This window comes from Streptomyces sp. NBC_00513 (genome assembly GCF_041431415.1).
In the GTDB taxonomy this organism is placed as follows: Bacteria; Actinomycetota; Actinomycetes; order Streptomycetales; family Streptomycetaceae; genus Streptomyces.
Genome location: NZ_CP107845.1, coordinates 1,621,488 through 1,640,326, shown reverse-complemented (window position 1 = coordinate 1,640,326; position 18,839 = coordinate 1,621,488). Strand labels below are relative to the sequence as shown.

16 protein-coding genes are annotated in these 18,839 nt (G+C 74.2%); 9 read left to right on the top strand and 7 right to left on the bottom strand.

Going from position 1 to position 18,839, the window contains the following annotated elements:
- The first annotated feature begins 67 nt into the window (after positions 1–67).
- From OHA84_RS07740 to OHA84_RS07725, 4 genes are read left to right on the top strand one after another with little or no spacing between them, the layout of a single operon-like run.
- Positions 68–1,618, top strand: coding sequence for a hypothetical protein (locus OHA84_RS07740; protein WP_371591330.1), 1,551 nt, complete (start codon positions 68–70; stop codon positions 1,616–1,618).
- Complete coding sequence (locus tag OHA84_RS07735) at positions 1,615–1,824, top strand: hypothetical protein (protein WP_266972466.1); 210 nt, start codon at positions 1,615–1,617, stop codon at positions 1,822–1,824. Before OHA84_RS07740 ends, OHA84_RS07735 begins: the two co-directional genes overlap by 4 nt.
- Positions 1,821–2,717, top strand: a complete 897-nt coding sequence (locus OHA84_RS07730; RefSeq protein ID WP_053681823.1) for a hypothetical protein — start codon at positions 1,821–1,823, stop codon at positions 2,715–2,717. The genes OHA84_RS07735 and OHA84_RS07730 overlap by 4 nt, the downstream gene beginning before the upstream one ends.
- Positions 2,718–2,777: 60 nt before the next feature.
- Positions 2,778–7,463: a hypothetical protein gene (locus OHA84_RS07725; protein WP_266972469.1), complete on the top strand. Its 4,686-nt coding sequence runs from the start codon at positions 2,778–2,780 to the stop codon at positions 7,461–7,463.
- Between the two features lie 58 nt (positions 7,464–7,521).
- Here the strand turns inward: OHA84_RS07725 and OHA84_RS07720 are convergent, their stop codons facing one another.
- On the bottom strand, positions 7,522–7,953 hold the full coding sequence (locus OHA84_RS07720) for a hypothetical protein (RefSeq protein ID WP_266972471.1): 432 nt from the start codon (positions 7,951–7,953) through the stop codon (positions 7,522–7,524).
- A 409-nt stretch (positions 7,954–8,362) separates the two neighbouring features.
- Between OHA84_RS07720 and OHA84_RS07715 the strand changes: the two genes are divergently transcribed.
- Genes OHA84_RS07715 through OHA84_RS07700 form a run of 4 tightly spaced genes read left to right on the top strand, consistent with a single transcriptional unit; the run spans position 8,363 to position 12,767 of the window.
- Entirely contained in the window at positions 8,363–11,275 is a 2,913-nt protein-coding gene (locus OHA84_RS07715; protein ID WP_053681825.1) for a nitrate- and nitrite sensing domain-containing protein, read from the top strand.
- Positions 11,272–11,709, top strand: coding sequence for a roadblock/LC7 domain-containing protein (locus OHA84_RS07710; protein ID WP_053681826.1), 438 nt, complete (start codon positions 11,272–11,274; stop codon positions 11,707–11,709). The genes OHA84_RS07715 and OHA84_RS07710 overlap by 4 nt, the downstream gene beginning before the upstream one ends.
- Positions 11,710–11,719: 10 nt before the next feature.
- Positions 11,720–12,160 (top strand): DUF742 domain-containing protein, encoded by a 441-nt coding sequence (locus OHA84_RS07705; RefSeq protein ID WP_078999323.1) that lies wholly within the window; start codon positions 11,720–11,722, stop codon positions 12,158–12,160.
- The gene (locus tag OHA84_RS07700; RefSeq protein ID WP_053681827.1) at positions 12,141–12,767 is read left to right on the top strand and encodes an ATP/GTP-binding protein; all 627 of its coding nucleotides are present in this window, start codon (positions 12,141–12,143) and stop codon (positions 12,765–12,767) included. The genes OHA84_RS07705 and OHA84_RS07700 overlap by 20 nt, the downstream gene beginning before the upstream one ends.
- A gap of 215 nt (positions 12,768–12,982) precedes the next feature.
- On the opposite strand, the gene OHA84_RS07695 is transcribed toward OHA84_RS07700, so the two are convergent.
- The 4 genes from OHA84_RS07695 to OHA84_RS07680 form a co-directional block, all read right to left on the bottom strand.
- Positions 12,983–14,173 (bottom strand): lipid-transfer protein, encoded by a 1,191-nt coding sequence (locus OHA84_RS07695; protein WP_053681828.1) that lies wholly within the window; start codon positions 14,171–14,173, stop codon positions 12,983–12,985.
- On the bottom strand, positions 14,170–14,625 hold the full coding sequence (locus OHA84_RS07690; RefSeq protein WP_053681829.1) for a Zn-ribbon domain-containing OB-fold protein: 456 nt from the start codon (positions 14,623–14,625) through the stop codon (positions 14,170–14,172). The genes OHA84_RS07695 and OHA84_RS07690 overlap by 4 nt, the downstream gene beginning before the upstream one ends.
- A 63-nt stretch (positions 14,626–14,688) precedes the next feature.
- A complete protein-coding gene (locus OHA84_RS07685; RefSeq protein WP_053681830.1) occupies positions 14,689–15,027 on the bottom strand; it encodes a DUF962 domain-containing protein in 339 nt (112 codons plus the stop codon).
- Positions 15,028–15,040: 13 nt separating this feature from the next.
- The gene (locus tag OHA84_RS07680; RefSeq protein ID WP_266972476.1) at positions 15,041–15,757 is read right to left on the bottom strand and encodes a M15 family metallopeptidase; all 717 of its coding nucleotides are present in this window, start codon (positions 15,755–15,757) and stop codon (positions 15,041–15,043) included.
- Between the two features lie 23 nt (positions 15,758–15,780).
- On the opposite strand from OHA84_RS07680, the gene OHA84_RS07675 reads away from it, so the two are divergent.
- Positions 15,781–16,290, top strand: coding sequence for an NUDIX domain-containing protein (locus OHA84_RS07675; protein WP_053681832.1), 510 nt, complete (start codon positions 15,781–15,783; stop codon positions 16,288–16,290).
- 18 nt (positions 16,291–16,308) lie between these two features.
- Here the strand turns inward: OHA84_RS07675 and OHA84_RS07670 are convergent, their stop codons facing one another.
- A complete protein-coding gene (locus OHA84_RS07670; RefSeq protein WP_266972479.1) occupies positions 16,309–18,666 on the bottom strand; it encodes a glycoside hydrolase family 31 protein in 2,358 nt (785 codons plus the stop codon).
- Positions 18,653–18,790: a hypothetical protein gene (locus tag OHA84_RS07665; protein WP_266951562.1), complete on the bottom strand. Its 138-nt coding sequence runs from the start codon at positions 18,788–18,790 to the stop codon at positions 18,653–18,655. Before OHA84_RS07665 ends, OHA84_RS07670 begins: the two co-directional genes overlap by 14 nt.
- Between the last annotated feature and the right edge of the window lie 49 nt (positions 18,791–18,839).

Genomic DNA, 18,839 nt, shown 5'->3' with positions numbered 1-18,839 from the left:
ATGGAAGCCATGCGGTGAGCGTAGAACAGCGCCCGTTCCGAACGACCGGGGACGATCCGGCCGAACCATGCCGTTTGGGATGTTGTCCGTGTCAGCGCCTAGTCTTTCCGTCGTGACTCTCCCTGCCCCGGCGAAGACCCTTCCGTCCCCGGCGCCGGGCCCGGCCGCCGACGAGGGCCTGGCCCGGCGGCTGCGCGCCCTCGCCTGCACCGCCCCGCTCCACGACCTCGACGTGCGCAAGGCCAATCTGGCCGGCGAGTACGGGGTCTACGCGATGGCCGAGGTCGCCCTGTCCGCGATCGACCTGGTCACGCTCAACATGGACTTCGACACCGGCGCGGACCACGAGCAGATAGTGGCCAGGCTGCTGCCGCGCGTCGCGGCACAGGCGCCCGCCCGGCCGGTCGCCGAACACGAGCGGGTGGCCCGCTGGGTCCTGGAGAACCTGATCAACGTCGGCAGCGTCGACCGGGGCTTCCGCGCGATGTACGGCACCTTCGGCCCGGACGGCGTGTACGTCCGCCGCGACTACGACTTCAAGCTGATCGAAGAGGTCCCCGGCCACGGCGGGGTCGTCTACCTGCGCACCACCGACGAGGCCGTCAACGTCCTCGTCGGAGCCCTCGACACCGACGTCACGAGCGCCCAGATCGCCGCCGAGGTCAAGCTGGAGGTGCTGATCAGCCGGGGCCGCCTCGCGGACGCCCAACTGGCCGCCGAACAGGCGCGCTACCGGACCGTCCAGTACGCCGAGACGCTGCGCCGCACCCTGGACGCCACGCGCCGCAACGTACGCGCCGTGGACTGGCTGGAGGCCGTCCCCGACATGATCGCCGAAGCGCTGGACCACGTCGCCGACCGCTACCGGCACGAGAACGCGATCCTGACCAACATCCGCAAGGCACGGGACGAGGCCGAGGACCCCGACAACAAGCGGCGCGCCGCCGAACTCGTCGACATCGTCAAGGACTGCATCCGCCGCCACACCCAGCTCCAGTCCCGGCTGCTCGACGCCGGTCCGCTCTTCCGCGCCGAACAGGACCGCCAGGCCTTCGCCGCCCCCGCGCCGCGCACCGGCATCGACCTGTACGGACAACTCGTCTCCCCGGTCCTGCCGCTGCCGCTGGAGCAGGCGACACGGGTCACCGACGCCTTCTTCGCGGCGGGCACGGGACTGCGCACCCCCGTCTCGGTCCGGATGGCGGACCTGGTCGAGATCCTGCTGACCCCGCCCCAGGAACGCGAACACCTCGGCGTGGAGATGCCCGAACCGGACCTCATCGCCACCCCCGACGACAGCCGGTTCAGCGACGAGCAGCTCGCCGCCGCCATGAAGCTGCTGGACCTGCCGCACGACGCCCCGCGCCGGCTCTCCGGCCTGCTCGCCGAGGCTCGTCGAAAGGACCCCGACCTGCCGTACCTGGTGGCACTGCTGGCCGTCCACGCGGCGAGCCCCGCCGTGGGCACGGCCTACCGCCAGGGTGAGGAACGACTCCTGTTCGCCGTGGACGACGGCGCCGAGCTCGACGACCCGGAGTTCGGCGGCGCCGACCTGATCGTCGGCACCGCGCTCCTCGACTCCGCGGCGATGACCGCGGACCGCACGGAGGCGGCGTGAGCACCGCCCGCGTCACCGCTGTCACCGCTGTCGGCGCGACCACCACCGGTGCGACCACCGCCCCGGCGCCGACCGAACGCCGCGCGGACACCCCGACGCGCTCGTCGCCCGGACTCCCGCGGCCCCGGCGGCGCCCCGCCGCCGACCCGGCCCGCGCCCCCCGAGACCACCACCCGTACCGCATTGCCGAGGAGCCGCACCCGTGAGCGAGACCCACGCCGAGCACCCCGCGTGGAGCGAGCCCGACGCGGCATCGGCTCCGACCGGGACCACCCACCCCGTGACCCCGGCGGACGCCGCCGACGCGGCGCGCCTCGTCGCGTTCGGACTCCAGCCCAAGCTGCTGCCCGCCCGCGACGCCGAGTACGCCGAACTGCTGCGCCGCTACCGCGAGGAACCCGCCTTCGGCCGCCTCGCCGACGCCGTCGCCACCGGCCTCGGCCTGATCGTGCTGGAGGTCTCGCCCCGCGCCGGCATGGCCGTGGCCGCCGGCGAGGATTCCGTCTTCGCCGTCCGGATGGGTGACTACGCCCGCCGCACCACCGCCGACGGCGGCGACCGCTTCCTGCACGGCCTCGCCCACCTGGCCGTCGCCGCCCTCGCCTTCCCGCGCCCCGAGGACCTCGCCGACGACGGCTACATCGGCCGGATCACCGTCAACGGCGTCGACGCCTTCGTCCGGCAGACCTGCCGCCGCCTCGAAGAGCGCGCCGACGAACTCGGCGAGAACACCGACCCCGCCTCCGACGCCCCCGGCCTGGAGGCCGGCTGGCGGGTCTACGCCCGCCGCTCCGCCACCGGCGCCACCAAGGACGCCCGACGGCTCGCCGGCTCCACCACGGGCATCGTCGGCAAGGCCGCCGCCTTCCTCACCGAATCCGGCTTCCTCCAGCGCACCGGCGACGACGCCGGAGGCACCTACCGCACCACCCCCCGCTACCAGCTCCAGGTCCGCGACATGGCGGGCAGCGCGGCCATGGCCGAACTGCTGGAACTCGGCGTGGTCCCCGTCAGCGACGGCTCCGCCACCCTGTTGCCGCCGCCCGAGGGCGACGACCTGGAACTCGCCGCCGACGCCGGGCTCCCCTTCCACGCCTGAGCGAGCCCCGCGCCACCTGTCCTCCGTACGACCCACGAGAGACCACGAGAGTCCGCCGCCATGTACGAGCTGTCCCGGATCCGCCTCTACTCCATCGGGCCCGCCGGCGCGCGCTACGCCGACACCGTGCTCGACCTGCGCGGAGTCGGCGAACCGGTGCCCCACCCGGCGCCCGCCCAGGCGGAGTTCTTCGAGGACGAGCCCACCGGCCCGCCCCGGCGCCCGGCGCCCGCGGGCGTGCTCTTCCTGGAGAACGGCGGCGGCAAGTCCGTCCTCCTCAAACTGATCTTCTCGGTGATGCTGCCCGGCCACCGCAACACCCTCGGCGGCGCCAGCTCGGGCGTCCTGCGCAAGTTCCTGCTCGCCGACGACTGCGGCCACGTCGCCCTGGAATGGCAGCACACCCAGACCGGCGAGTGCGTGGTCGTCGGCAAGGTCAGCGAATGGCGGGGCCGGCAGGTCTCCAACGACCCCCGCAAGTTCGCCGAGGCCTGGTACTCCTTCCGCCCCGGACCGGGACTCGGCCTCGACAACCTCCCCGTCGCCGAGGCCACCGCCGTCCGACCGCCCGTCGAGGGCGCGTCCGGCGCACAGGGCCGCCGCCGCACGATGAAGGGCTTCCGCGACGCCCTCACCGACGCCGGCAAGGCGTACCCGCACCTGGAGGTGTACTGGGAGGAGATCCACGACCGCTGGAACGAACACCTCACGGAGGTCGGCCTCGACCCCGAACTGTTCCGCTACCAGCGCGAGATGAACGCCGACGAGGGCGAGGCCGCCGGCCTCTTCGCCGTCAAGAAGGACTCCGACTTCACCGACCTGCTGCTGCGCGCCGTCACCGACACCCGCGACACCGACGGACTGGCCGACCTCGTCCACGGCTTCGGCAACAAACTCGGCCGCCGCGCCGAACTCATGGCCGAACGCGACTTCACCGCCGGCTCGGTCGACCTCCTGCACCGCATCGTCGAAGCCGCCGAGACCCGCTCCCGGCTGCGCGACGTCCACGCCGGCGCCGAACGCCGCACACGCACCCTCGCCCGGCGGCTGTCCGCCCGCGCCGTCGAGGAACGGGGCCGCGCCGCCGACCTCGCCCAGCGGGTCACCGAAGCCGCCCACCAGGTCACCGGAGCCGAGACCGCCCGCGGCCGCGGCGCCGCCGTGTCAGCCGAACTCGCCTACCGGCACGCCTCGCTGGCCCTCACCGTCGCAGACAAGGCCGCCGCCGCCCAGCGCCGCGAACTCCTCGAAGCCCGCACCCTGCACTCCGCCTGGCAGGCCGCCGAGATCGTGCTGCGCCACCGGGCCGCCGCCGACCGCTCCGCCCGCGTCGCCGCCGCGATCCTCGAAGCCGAACGGGACGCCGCCCCGGCGCTGGCCGCACGCGCCACCGCCGCCGCGGAACTCGTACGGGCCCTGCACACCGCCGCCGAACACGGCGAGACCCTCGCCAACGAGGAGGAGGAACGGTCCGCGGAACTCCAGGCCCTCGGCGAGACCGCCCACCGCGACGCCACCTCCGCCGCCACCGCCGCCCAGCGCGCCCGCAGCGAGTCCGAACACCTCCGGGCCCGCCTCGCGGAGGTCCAACAGGAGACCGCCGAGGCCGTCGAGGCCGGATGGCTCGACGACTCCGAACCCGACGCCGACCCCGCCCGCGCCGCGCTCGCCGCCAGCGACGCCGAGAAGACCGCCGTCGCCGCCTGGGAGGAGTCCCGCGAGGCCGCCCGCGCCGCCGCCGAGACCGCCCGCGAGGCCGCCACCGCGGAATCCCGCGCCGAACTCACCGCCGCCCGCGCCGCGGACGCCGCGGACGCCGCCGAGTCCGCGCACGAGGCGGAGGCCCGCGCCGCCGCCTCGCTCGCCGAAGCCCCGCGCCTGGCCGCCCTCCTGGGCCTCCCGGGCGCCCCCGACGCCACCGTCCCGCACCCGCGCGGCGACGACGGCACCCCGAACGACACGCCCACCACCCCCGAACAGGGCCCCGCCTCCGACGGTTCGACCGCGCTCCACGGCGGCCTCACCGTCGAAGACCTCGACCGGGGCGCCGACGACCTCCGCACCCTGCTCACCGACGGGGTGGCCGCCGCCGAACGGCAACTCTTCGAGCTGCGCACCGCCGCCGCCGACGACGCCCGCATCCTCGGCGCCCTCGGCGACGGCGGACTCCTGCCGCCCGGACCCGACGTCCTCGCCACCGTCGAGTACCTCGGCGAACACGGCATCCCCGCCCTCCCCGGCTGGCGCTACCTCGCCCAGTCCGTGGACCCCGCCGACCACACCGCCGTCCTCGCCGCCCGCCCCGAACTCGTCGACGGCGTCGTCATCATCGACCCCGACACCCACGCCCGGGCCCGCGAGGTCCTGTCCGGCGCCGCCCTGCTGCCCCGCTCCACCGTCGCGGTCGGCACCGCCGCCGCCCTGCTCGCGCCCCTGCCCCCGACCGACGCCGACAGCGACGTCTCCGGCATCTTCATCGTGTCGCCGAACCCGGCCATGCACGACGAGCAGGCCGCCGACGCGGAGCGCCAGGCCCTGCGCACCCGCGCCACAGCCCGCGACACCGAGATCCGGGACCTGGCCGCCCGCCTCTCCGGCGACCGCGAACTCGCCGCCCGACTCGCCTCCTGGCGCACCGGCTGCCCGCCCGGCCGCCTCGCCGAACTCGCCCGGCACGCCGAGGCCGCCCGCGCCTTCGCCGAGGAGGCCGACGCCGAACTCGCCGAGACCCGCACCGTACGGGCCGAGGCGGACGAGGCCGCCGCCGACGCCGCCCGCGTCCGCGAGGAACGCCAGGACACCGCCCAGCGCTCCCGCCGCGTAGCCGACGCCCTCGCCGGCCTCGCCCACCGCCTGCGCGAGCGCGCCGGCTGGCAGGCGAGGCTGCGCGAACTCGCCGACGACGCGGCCGAGTCCGAGGCCCGCGCCGAGGTCTGCCTGGACCGGGCCCGCGCCGCCGACGAGGACCGCCGCGCCGCCCAACGCGCCGCCGACGACGCCCGCCGCACCTCCCGCGCACTGCGGGCCGAACGCTCCGAGATCGCCGGCGCCCCCGAGCCGCTCCCGGCGGACGACGGCTCCGCCAAGGCCCCCCTGCCCGACCTGCGCGAGGCCTACCGGGCCGCCTCACAGCTCTACGAGAAGGTCGGGGTCGGCGCCGACCTGCGCGCCGAACAGGCCCGCGCCGAGAGCGCCGAAAGCGCCGCCCTCGCCGAACTCGACCGTCTCACCAACAAGGTCCGCACCCGCGCCGCCCAACTCCTCGAAGGCACCGACGGATCCGACGGCCCGTCCCGGCAGGCCGCCGCCGCCCGCGCCGAATCCCTCGTACAGATGCTGGAGACCCGCGCCTCGACCGCGAGCGAACAGCTCGGCCGACTGCGCGGCGAGGCCGAACGGCACGCACCCGCCGAGGGCGAGGCGCACACCGAACTCCCCGAGGACCTCGTCCCCGAGAACGTGGAACAGGCCCAGGGCCTGCTGCGCGCCGCCACCGCCCGGCTCGCCGCCCACACCGCCGCCGTCGAGAGCGCCCGGGCCGCCCACGCCGACCTGCTGCGCGCCCACCGCACCGCCGAGGACGGCGCCGGCGGCTTCGACGAGACCGCGGCCCTGCTCCGGGACCTGCTGCGCGACCACACCCACCAGGACGACGAACAGGAGCCGGTGCCCCACCCGGGGACCCTGGAGGAGGCCCGCCAGTCGGCCACCGAGGCACGCCGTTCCCTGCGCGGCTGCGCCGCCGACCTCTCCGCGGCGGAATCCGCCGTGCGCGAGGCGAGCGACATCCTCGTCCGGCACGCCAACGCCAACCGCTACGAGCAGGTGCGCACCCCCGCCCGCCAGCAGATCCGCGAACTCCCCGCCTCCGCCCTGCCCGAACACGCCGCCGCCTGGGCCACCGCCTTCGCGCCCCGACTGCGCGTGCTCACCGACGAGTTGGAACAGCTGGAACGCAACCGGGGCAGCATCGTCGACCGACTGCGCGGCCTGGTGGAGTCCGCCCTCGCCACCCTGCGCTCCGCCCAACGGCTCTCCCAACTGCCCGAGGGCCTGGGGGAGTGGTCGGGTCAGGAGTTCCTGCGCATCCGTTTCGAGGAGCCCGACCAGGCCACGCTCACCGAGCGGCTGGGAGAGGTCATCGACGAGGCCACCCGCGCGGCCGTGAAGAAGAACAGCGCGGCCTCCTTCGGAGAGGGCCGGCGCGACGGCATGTCCCTGCTGCTGCGCGGCGTGCAGGCCGCACTGGAGCCCAAGGGCATCGCGGTCGAGATCCTCAAGCCGGACGCCGTCCTGCGCGCCGAGCGCGTCCCGGTCGGCCAGATGGGCGACGTGTTCTCCGGCGGGCAGCTGCTCACCGCCGCCATCGCCCTCTACTGCACGATGGCGGCGCTGCGCAGCAACGACCGGGGCCGCGACAAGCACCGCCACGCGGGCACGCTGTTCCTCGACAACCCGATCGGCCGCGCGAACGCCACCTACCTGCTGGAGCTCCAGCGGGCCGTCTCGGACGCGCTCGGCGTCCAGCTCCTCTACACCACGGGCCTGTTCGACACCACGGCGCTCGCGGAGTTCCCGCTGGTCATCCGGCTGCGCAACGACGCGGACCTGCGCGCGGGCCTGAAGTACATCAGCGTCGAGGAACACCTGCGTCCGGGCCTGCCCCAGCAGTCGCCCGACGAGGAGACGATCCACGGCGAGATCACGGCCACCCGCATGTACCGCCGCTCCGCGGTGGGCGCCTGACCGCACCCGCTCCGGCCGCACGGCCGCCTCGTACCCCGTCACCCCGCTCCGGGCCGGACTACCCCCGGCCGGGGGCGGGGTGTCGTATGCGGGCGGGCCGGGACACCGGCGGTCCCGCACCGGCGTGCCCCCGGTCCCGCCCCCGCCCCCGCTCCCTGCGCCCGGCGCGGGCGGCGCTGCCGGGCGCCGAGACGACCCCGTACCGCTGGTTCCACGTCTGCCGGGTGATCAGTACGTCCAGTACGCCCCACGTGGCCACGACCGTGCCCGCTATCGCGACGAGCGCCATCGGCAGCACCAGCCAGGACCCGGTCAACGCGAGGAAGAAGGTGATCGTGGACTGGGTCAGGGTGACCGCGACGATCAGCACCGCCCGCACCGCGGACGTCCGCACCGGGTCGGGCAACCGGTACCGCCTGGCGGGTTCCTCGATCCACAGCCCGTGCCCGGACCCCTCCGTCACCGCGCCGTCCTCTTCGTACATCCTCATGTTCCGCTCACTCCCCACAACGTGGTCCGCCATGCGTCCCCGACGATGACGATCCGAACGTCTCCACCAAAGTGTCCCCAAAACGTCCCTCGAACAGACAGACGTCCGGGACGGCCCGGAGATTCCCGCATCGCGGACTTCTCCCGAGTGCCCGAACAGCACGGAACGGAGAGTTCCAGCCATCCGCTCCCTTGCGGGAACCGATGGCCCACCAGGTGTCATGTGCCGCATATCGGGCTGGACTTGACCGGATCTATCGGACAACTCGCGATCTTCACCGGAGGTGTCGGCCGAAAACGTCCGGACAGGCCTTCGAAGGCGCCCGGTGGCAGTAGTAGGCTCACGCCGTTTAAATGACGGAACACCTACCCCCGGCAACGGGGTTGAGCTGGGGGAGGCTGGGGAGGCCATGCGCTTTCGCGGGAAGTCCATCCGCCGGAAGATCGTGGCGTTGCTCCTTGTGCCGCTCGTCTCCCTGACCGCCCTCTGGGGCTTCTCGACGGTCATCACCGGTCGGCAGGCCGTCCAACTCCTCGACGTCGCGTACGTCATCGAGAAGGTCGGATACCCCATCGAGGACGTCGTCCGGGTCATCCAGAAGGAACGGCGCCAGACCCTCGTCCTCATCGGCGACCCGCGGGCCTCGGCCGCCACCGCCGAGCTGACCAGGAGCCGCGCCGCCACCGACGCCGCCGTCCGGACCATCACCGAGAACGCGAAGGACCCGGAGGTGATGGACGAGCTCGCCCCCGAGACCGCCCAACGCCTGCGTTCCATCCTCGAAGCCTTCCGCGGCATCGAGGCGCTGCGCCGGTCCGTCGACCGCAACAGCCTCGACACGAACCAGGCCCTGGAGCTCTACAGCCGCCTCGTCGACCCCTGCCACGAGTTCCTCATGAATCTCCACGCCCTGGAGAACGTGGAGATGGACAAGCAGGGCCGCGCGCTCGTCGGCATCACCCGGGCCCGCGAGACGCTCTCCCGCGAGGACGCCGTCGTCGCCGCGGCCCTGGCCGCCAAGGTCGTCAGCCCCGTCGACGTCCGCGGCGTCTCGGACCTCGCCGCCAACCGCGCCCTGCTCTACGAGTTCAACCTCGCCATCCTCCCGGCAGAGGACCGCACCCTCTTCGAGCACTACTGGAGCGGTCCCGAGACCAAGGCCCTGCGCGACGCCGAGGAACGGTTCATCACCGACGGCGCCCGCCGCAACCCGCGCGCGTTCACCGCCGCCCAGTGGGACGAGGCCGCCGGCAAGGTCCTGGACGGCCTCGCCACGATGGGCACCGAGGCCGGAGACCGCTACCAGCGGCGGGTCGAACCCGCCGCCATGAACGTCCTCGTCCAGGCCGCCGTCGCCGGCATCCTCGGCTTCATCGCCCTGCTCGTCTCCCTCGTCCTGTCCGTACGCATCGGCCGCGACCTGATCCGCGACCTGTCCCGGCTCCGCAAGGACGCCCACGAGGCCTCCGGCGTCCGCCTCCCCGGCGTCATGCGCCGACTCGCCGCCGGCGAACACGTCGACGTGGAGACGGAAGCCCCCCGGCTGGAGTTCGAGAAGGACGAGGTCGGCCAGGTCGCCCTCGCCCTCAACAGCCTCCAGCGCGCCGCCGTGGAGGCGGCCGTCAAACAGGCGGAACTGCGCCGGGGCGTCTCCGAGGTCTTCGTCAACCTCGCCCGCCGCAACCAGGTCCTCCTGCACCGCCAACTGACCCTGCTCGACACCATGGAACGGCGCACCGAGGACACCGAGGAACTCGCGGACCTCTTCCGCCTGGACCACATGACCACCCGCATGCGCCGCCACGCGGAGGGACTGGTGATCCTCTCCGGCGCCGCCCCCTCCCGCCAATGGCGCAAGCCGGTCCAGCTGATGGACGTCGTGCGCGCCGCCGTCGCGGAGGTCGAGGACTACGAGCGCATCGAGGTGCGGCGCCTGCCGCGCATCGGCATCGAGGGCCCCGCCGTCGCCGACGTCACCCACCTCGTCGCGGAACTCCTTGAGAACGCCACCGTCTTCTCGCCGCCGCACACCGCGGTCCAGGTGCACGGCGAACGCGTCGCCAACGGCTTCACCCTGGAGATCCACGACCGCGGCCTCGGCATGAACCCGGAAGCGCTCCTCGACGCCAACCTCCGGCTCGCCGAGACCCCCGAGTTCGAACTGTCCGACACCGACCGGCTGGGCCTGTTCGTGGTCAGCCGGCTCGCCCGCCGCCACGGCATCCGGGTCGTCCTCCAGCACAGCCCGTACGGAGGGACCACCGCGGTGGTCTTCCTCCCGGTGGAACTGCTCACCGAGGCCCCCGACACCAACGGCACCGGCATCCGCCTCGACGGACTCAAGCCCGCCGCCGCCGCGAAGCTCGGCAAGGGCGCGGGCCGGCCGGGATCCACCGCCATCGAGGGCGCGCCCGCCGGTCGGCCGCTGCCCCCCGCCGTCCTGAACGGCCCGGTCGAGCTGGAGAGTCCCCTCGGCCTCCTGGGACTGGACGGCATCGACGAACCCGCCGCCCCCGACGAGGTCACCGCCGGGATCACCGGCCTGACCGGAGTCGGCGGCCGGCCGCCGATGGCCACCCTCGACGACGAGACCCCGCCCGGAGGCATCTCGCGCAGCGCCCTGCTGGGCCTGCGCCCCGCCGGCCGTCCGAGCACCGACCGGCTCCCGGAGCGCGGCGCGGCCTGGAAGGGCGACCGGATCGGCGACCGCGGCACGGAACGCCGGTGGGACCTCAACCGCGAGCTCGACGGCGACCGTGAGCCGCCGGCCCCGACCGGCCCCGTTCGGCCCTCGCGTCCGCGCCCGGACACCGTGTCCGCGGCCCGCCCGGACGCCCCGCGCGGCTCGGGCACGGTACCCCTGCCCCGCCGTCGTCCCGCCCCGACCCTGGTGGCGGAGCACGGCCGCCGGGTGGAACCGCGCCCGGTGCCCCCGTTCTCGCCGGGCGGCAAGGCCGGCCGGCTCCAACCCGAGACGACCCCCCGACCCGAGAGCTCACGACCCGAGGCGCCCGGATCCCCCCAGGCCGCCGGGGCCGCCCGGGTCCCCAGGCCGGCCCAGGCCCCCGCCGGCCTGCCCCGCCGGGTGCGCCAGGCCAACCTGGCGCCCCAGCTCAAGAACTCCCCGGCCGCCGCCCCGGCCGAAGCCGCCGCCGAACCGGTCGAGGACCGGGACGCGGAGGACGTACGCACCCGCATGTCCGCCCTCCAGCGCGGCTGGACCGCGGGACGCAATCAGCACGCATCGCAGCAGTCCGCGGCCGCGGCGGGCACGCCCGCCGCCGCGGATCCCGGATACGAGAACGAAGGGGACGGTCGATGACCGCACCGCAGACCGGCAACGACACCAGGGGCCGCGGCTCCGGCCCGCTGAACTGGCTCCTCGACGAGCTGGTCGACAAGGTCGGCAGCATCCGCAAGGCGGTGGTCCTCTCCGGTGACGGCCTGCCCACCGGCAGCTCCAAGGACCTGACGCGCGAGGACAGCGAACACCTGGCCGCCGTGGCGTCCGGCTTCCACAGCCTGGCCAAGGGCGTGGGCCGGCACTTCGACTCCGGCCGGGTCCGCCAGACCGTGGTCGAGCTCGACGAGGCCTTCCTGTTCGTCATGGCCGCCGGCGACGGCAGTTGCCTGGCCGTGCTCGCCGACGCCGAGTCGGACGTCGGCCAGGTCGCCTACGAGATGACCCTGATGGTCAAGCGAGTGGGCGACCACCTGGCGACCACCCCGCGCACCGGGCTGCCAGCCGGAGGGTGAGTAGGACGGCATGAGCGATTCAGGTCAGGACCACCCCGCCGACACCCCCGGCAGCGGCCCCGAGACGGTGCCCGAGCCCACGCACTGGTTCGACGCCGACGCGGGCCCGGTCGTCCGCCCGTACGCGATGACCCGCGGCCGGACCAGCCACTCGGGTCAGCACCGCCTCGACCTGATCGCCCTCGTGGTCGCCGAATCGGCGGCCGACGACCCGGTCTGGGACGTGACCCTGTCCCCGGAACACGCCCACATCCTCGGGCTCTGCCGGGGTCGCCCCCAGTCGGTGGCGGAACTCGCCGCCGATCTGGACCTGGCGATCGGGGTCGTCCGCGTCCTGATCGGCGATCTCGTGGACGACGAACTGGTCCATGTGACCCGGCCGGTGCCCCCGGCCGAACTGCCCGACGAATCCATTCTGCGTGAGGTGATCAATGGCCTTCGGGCGCTCTAGCCGCACCGGCGCGATGCATGCCGTGTCGCCGGTCGAGCCGCTGACCTTGAAGATCCTGGTCGCGGGTGGCTTCGGGGTGGGCAAGACCACCCTGGTCGGTGCGGTGAGTGAGATCAGACCGCTGCGGACGGAGGAACAACTCTCCGAACCCGGCGTCGGCATCGACGACATCGGAGGAGTGGAGGGGAAGACCACCACCACCGTGGCCATGGACTTCGGCCGCATCACCCTCCGCGAGGACCTGGTGCTCTACCTGTTCGGCACGCCCGGACAGGACCGCTTCTGGTTCCTCTGGGACGAGTTGGCCCAGGGGTCCCTCGGCGCGGTCGTCCTCGCCGACACCCGCCGGCTCGCCGACTGCTTCGCCGCGGTCGACTACTTCGAGCGGCGCGGCATCCCCTTCGTGGTCGCGGTCAACTGTTTCGACGGCGCCGACCGGCACCCGGTGGTGACCGTCCGGGAGGCCCTCGACCTCGACGCCGGGGTACCGGTGCTGCTGTGCGACGCCCGCGACCGCGAGTCCGTCAAGGACGTGCTGGTGGGGGTCGTGGAGCACGCGATGTCACTGGCCCGGGCCCGCCGCCGGATGACGACCGCCGGCGCCTGAACGAGCGTCCCGCGAGGGACGCCGCCGACCGGATCCCCACCACCGGGGCCCTCCCCGCGCATGGAGGCGGCCCGTACCCCCGCCGACTGGGGTACGGGCCGCAGCTCTCATGGGGGGTCACGGGATCCCGGTCGCGGCGCGGGACCGTGCAGCGAGTGTGAACCCGCCACCAGGGGTCGTCAAGCCCCCGGACCGCGCTCGTCGTCGTGCGCGGGTCACCGTACGACGACGACGGCCGATCCGTGCCCGAACAGCCCCTGGTTCGCGGTGATCCCGGCCCGCGCGCCCGGTACCTGCCGCTCCCCGGCCGTACCCCGCAACTGCCAGGTCAGCTCGCACACCTGGGCTATCGCCTGCGCCGGCACCGCCTCCCCGAAGGAGGCCAGCCCGCCGCTGGTGTTGACCGGCATCCGACCCCCGAGCGCGGTCGCCCCCTCCCGGACGAGCTTGGCGCCCTCGCCCTCACCGCAGAGGCCGATGTCCTCGTACCACTCCAACTCCAGGGCCGTGGACAGGTCGTACACCTCCGCGAGCGACAGGTCGTCCGGTCCCAGCCCCGCCTCCTCGTACGCGGCGCGGGCGATGGACGCCCGGAAGGACCCGGCCGCCGGCCGTACGGCGGTCATCGAATCGGTGGCGATGTCCGGCAGGTCGAGGACGGTACGGGGGTAGGTGGGCGTCACCGTCGACACCGCACGGATCCGTACCGGGTCCGCGAACCCGCGCGAGCGGGCGTAGTCCATGCTGCTCAGCACCAGCGCGGCGCCCCCGTCGGAGGTGGCGCAGATGTCCAGCAGCCGCAGCGGGTCGGCGACGACCGCGGAGGCCGCCACCTCCTCGGCGGTCACGGTCTTGCGGTAGCGGGCGTGCGGGTTGAGCGCGCCGGCGACGGAGTTCTTCACCTTGACCCGCGCGAAGTCCTCACCGGTGTCCCCGTACAGGGCCATCCGCCGACGGGCGTACAGCGCGAAGTACGCCGGGTTGGTCGCGCCCAGCACCCGGAAGCGCAACCAGTCCGGATCGTCCGGCCGGTTCCCGCCCGCAGGGGCGAAGAACCCCTTGGGGGCGGCGTCCGCGCCCACCACCAGCACCACGTCGGCCAGCCCGGCCAGGATCTGGGCCCGGGCCGCCCCGATGGCCTGGGCACCGGAGGCGCAGGCCGCGTACACGCTGGTCACGCGCGCGCCCTGCCAGCCGAGCGCCTGCGCGAAGGTCGCCCCGGCCACGTAGCCGGGATAGCCCGAGCGCACGGTGTCGGCCCCGACGATCGACTGCACGTCGGTCCAGTCGAGCCGTGCGTCGGCCAGCGCCGAGCGGGCGGCGATCCGCCCGTACTCGACGAACCCCCGACCCCACTTGCCCCACGGATGCATCCCGGCACCGAGGACGGCCACGTCGGCGCTCACGCGCGCACCTCCACCGGCCGGAACCGCCATGTGGTCCAGACGGTCTCGGCGTCCTCGTTCAGCACCCCGCCGACCACCTCGACCTCCATCCCGACGGCAAGGTCGGCGACGGTCACCCCGGGCGCCGCCTGCCCGAGCACGACCATGCCCTCGGCCTCCAGCTCCACCGCGACCAGGGTGTACGGCTCCCAGGGTTCGGCGGGGTCGGACACATAGGGCGCGGGGGGCCGGTACCGCCCGTCCGTGAAGGACCAGACCCGCCCGCGCGGGGACAACGGCACTTCCGCGAGCCGCCCGTCACCCGGGCAGTGCGGGTTGCGGCAGCAGGCGTCCTCGCGCGGGAAGAACACGGCGGCGCAGGCGGAACACCGGGTGCCGAGCAGCCGGAAATCGCCGCCCGCCTCCGTGCCCGTGAACCATCCGCTCACGACGGGTGTGCGTGTGCGTTCCAAGACCCCTCCCCGAATCGACTCCTGACGGATCGTCAGAAAGTCTCGCACGGGGCTCGCTCCCGGTCACCGGTTCTCGGCGAGCCACTTCCGGGCGATCTCGTCCAACTCCGCGTCCCGCCCGGCCAGCATCATCCGGATCATCCGCGCGTCCCCGCGCAGCGACCACCCCGGATGCCCGAAGGTGGCCGGGTTGTTCCCCTCGATGAGGAAGTGCGCCGGCCAGGCCGTCCCGTAACCGATCAGCGGCAGCGCGGCGAGGTAGCGCCCGCGACCGCGCGCCACCCCGTACACGGACAGCGCGAGCCCGCCGAGCGTCCCCGTGAGGTGCACCCAGCGGGTCGCGGCCTTGGAGTGCATGGCGACGTAGTAGGGCCAGAATTCCTCGTACGAACCGAAAGTCATGCGGGCACCGTACTCAGGGCCGCACCGCCGCGACAGAGACCGGGAAGTCGAAGTACCGGTCGGGGAAGACCTCGGGCCGGTACGTGAAGTGCCACCACTCCTGCGGAAGGTTCACGAAGCCCTGCCCGGCCAGCGCCCGCCCCAGCGCCTCCCGGTTGCCCCGCGCCGCCCCGACCACCCGAGGGTCGTCGGTGTGGGAGAGCGGATCGAAGAAGTCGAACGCCGTCCCCATGTCCACCGGCCCCCCGCCCGGCACCCGCTCCAGCGTCACGTCCACCGTGCTCCCGCGACTGTGCCCCGACCGCGGGGCCACATAGCCCTCCGGGATCAGCCGGGACTTGTCCACCCGCGGATGGAACTCCTCCTTCGTCGACTGGTCCCCCTCGTCCGCGGCCCACCGCACGAACCGGTCCACGGCCCGCTGCGGCCGGTAGCAGTCGTACACGAGCAGCGACAGTCCCTCGCGCAAGAGCCGGGCCTGAGCCCGCCGCAAGGCATCGGCGGCCGGGCGCGCGAGCAGACAGACGGGCTCCTCGTACCCCTCGACGGGCCGGCCCGTGAAGTTCCGCGCCGACGCGTACCGCACGTCCTGACCGATCGTCGGATCCACGTCCACCAGCGCCACGAACCCCGGCGGCGCGACCTCCTCCGCCACCAACCCCGGCGGCGGGGCCCCCGCCAGACCCGTCACCAGCGCACCCGACAACGCCACGACCACCATCGTCCTCATACGCCTTGGCATACCATCACCGGATGCCGGAACAGCCGAGGAACGCCCACTGCTCCACCTGCGGAGCACCGTTCGACACCACCGCCTGGCCCCGTAGGTGCGCCACGTGCGGCGCCACGACCTACCGCAACCCGCTCCCGGTGGCCATCACCCTCCTCCCCGTCGAGGACGCGGACGGAACCGGCCTCGTCGTCATCACCCGCACCATCGAACCGGCCCTGGGCGGCGTCGCCCTCCCCGGCGGCTTCATCGACTTCGGCGAGGACTGGCGGGAAGCGGTGGTCCGCGAACTGCGCGAGGAGACCGGCATCGAGGCCACCGCCTCCGACGTCACCCTGGCCGACGCCAAGAGCTCACCGGCGGGCCACCTGCTCCTCTTCGGCCTGCTGCCCCGCCGCCCCGCCGCCGCCCTCCCGAAGTCCGTCGCCACCGACGAGACCACCGGCTGGCACCTCCTGCGCGAACCGACCGACCTGGCCTTCCCCCTGCACACCGAAGCGGTGGCCGCCTGGTTCGCGGGCTCCTACGCCTGACGCCCCCGGCGAGGGCCCTCAGAGCCCCCGCACCACGACCCCCTCCACCACCTCCCCGGCCTCGTCCTCCACCACCACCGACTCCCCGACCCACCGCACGGAGTACCGCTCCACCACCCCCGGCTCGAACCCCGGCCCCGGATCCCGGATCACCACCCCGCCGCCCGTGCGCCCCCGCGCCGGAGCCCACACCTCCCACACCACCGACCCGTCCCCGCCCCGGACCGGCACCACCGAACCCGCCCGCGCCAACACCGGCATCCGGCCCGGCGGAGCGTCCAACAGCACCTGTCCGGGCCCCTCGTACACCACCTCCGTCACCGTGTCGTACCAGCGCCCGCGCGGCAGCCGCACCGCCCGCCGGTCCGCCCCGCACTCCAACACCGGCGCCACCAACAGCGCGTCCCCCAGCAGGAACGCGTCCTCGCAGTCCCGCAACACCCGGTCCTCCGGCGCCCCCCACCACAACGGCCGCACATACGGGGCCCCGGTCCGCCGCGCCAGATGGGCCAGCGACACCAGGTAGGGCCGCAGCCGCTCCCGTTCCGCCAACACCCCCCGCGCGTGCTCCGCCACCTCCGGCCCGAACTCCCACGGCTCCCGCCGCCCCGCCCAGATCGCCGAGTGGGTCCGGAACAACGGCAGGTACGCACCCAACTGCAACCACCGCAGGTACAACTCCGGTGAGGGCGAGCCCCCGAACCCGCCCACGTCCGGCCCCGAGTACGGCACCCCGCACAAACCGAGCCCCAACACCAACGCCAGCGAAGCCCGCAGCCCCTCCCACCCGCTCTCCACGTCCCCCGACCAGGTACCCCCGTACCGCTGCATCCCCGCCCACCCCGAACGGGAGAAGAGGAACGGCCGCTCCTCGGGCCGCAACCGCACCAACCCCTCCCATCCCGCCCGCGCCATCCCCAGCGCGTACACGTTGTGGGCGGCCCGGTGATCCCCGCCGACCCCCTCCAGCGAGTGCCGCGCCGACCTCGGCAGGGTCGCGTCCCCGAACGGGGCGAACGACACCGGCTCGTTCATGTCGTGCCACACCCCGGCGAAGCCCTGCTTCAGCCGTTCCTCGTACAACCCGCCCCACCACTCGCGCACCGCCGGATCGGTGAAGTCCGGGTACACGCACTCGCCCGGCCACACCTCACCCCGGACCTCCTCACCCGCCGCGTCCCGGACGAAGGCCCCCCGCGGCCCCACCTCCCGACCCGCGTCGTGCAGCGCGTCGCCGGTCTTCACCGCCGGGTCGACGATCGACACCAGCCGCACCCCCTGATCCGACAACTCCCGCGCCAGACCCGACAGGTCCGGGAACCGCTCCCGGTCCACCGTGAACACCCGGTGCCCGTCGTAGTGGTCGATGTCCAGATGCACGGCCGACAACGGCAACCCCCGCGACACGTACCCCGCCACCACCCGCCGCACCTCCGCGGCGCTCCCGAACCCCCACCGCGCGTGCTGGTACCCCAGCGCCCACTCCGGCGGCACCGCCGGCGACCCCGTCAGCGCCGCCCAGCCCTGCGCCACCCGGGCCGGTGTCCCCACCAACACCCAGCAGCGCAACGGCCCTCCCTCCAACCGCAGTTCGCTCGTACCGGGCCGGTCCGCCCCCGACCCGGCCCCCTCCTGGCCCTCGCGCAGCAGCACCCGCCCGTCCCACGTGTTGTCGTGGAACGCCAGGTGCGTGCCCGCGTCCGCCACCACCCACTGCACCGGCATGGTGATGTACAGCGGATCGTCACCCGGCCCGAACCCACCCTTCGGATCGGTGTTCCACAGCCGGTACGAACCGTCCCGCAGCCGGGGCCCGCCCGCCCGACCGCCCAGCCCGAAGAACCGCGCGTCCGCCGGCACCTCCGCCCGCACCAGCCACCGCGCCCCGCCGGCCCCCTGACCCGCCGCCCCCTCCACCGGCTCCCACCAGCGCGGCGGCAGCTCCCGCCGCAACACCGTCCCGCCCGGCGTGCGCACCTCCACCGCCCCGTGCCGGGACACCGCCACCGTCACCCGCTCCGACACCACCCGCCAGCCACCCCCGGTGTCCGGCTCCAGCACCGCCCGCGGATCGGGCTCCGGCCCGCCGCCCACCACCGCGTACGACGGAGACGGCTCCGCCCCGTCCCAGGCCCAGAACACCGCCCCGCCCACGGTCACCCGTACCAGCAGTTCCGACCGCGCGAACCGCAGCACACCACCGCCCGGCCGGGGCTCCGTACCGGTGAGCACCCCCGGCACCCGCGCCCGCTCCGCGCCCCGGCGCGCGAGCCCCGCCGCGTCCGCGCGCCGGTGGCGCAACGCCGAACGCCAGGCGCGCCTCCCGCCCGCCGTACCGATCTCCATCACCGCACGCACCAGATCACGACCGTCCATGCCGCTCACCCTGCCACCGGCCCTCGGCCGCGCGGGCGGCGTTCAGCTCCCGTTCACCCGCCGGCCGGGCGACGCGGGCGGACAACGCGCCGCCCATGACGACCCTGGTGCTGCTGTCGATCACATGGCATGGTCCCTGTGAGCCGCCGCGCGCGCACCGAACGCGCGACGGC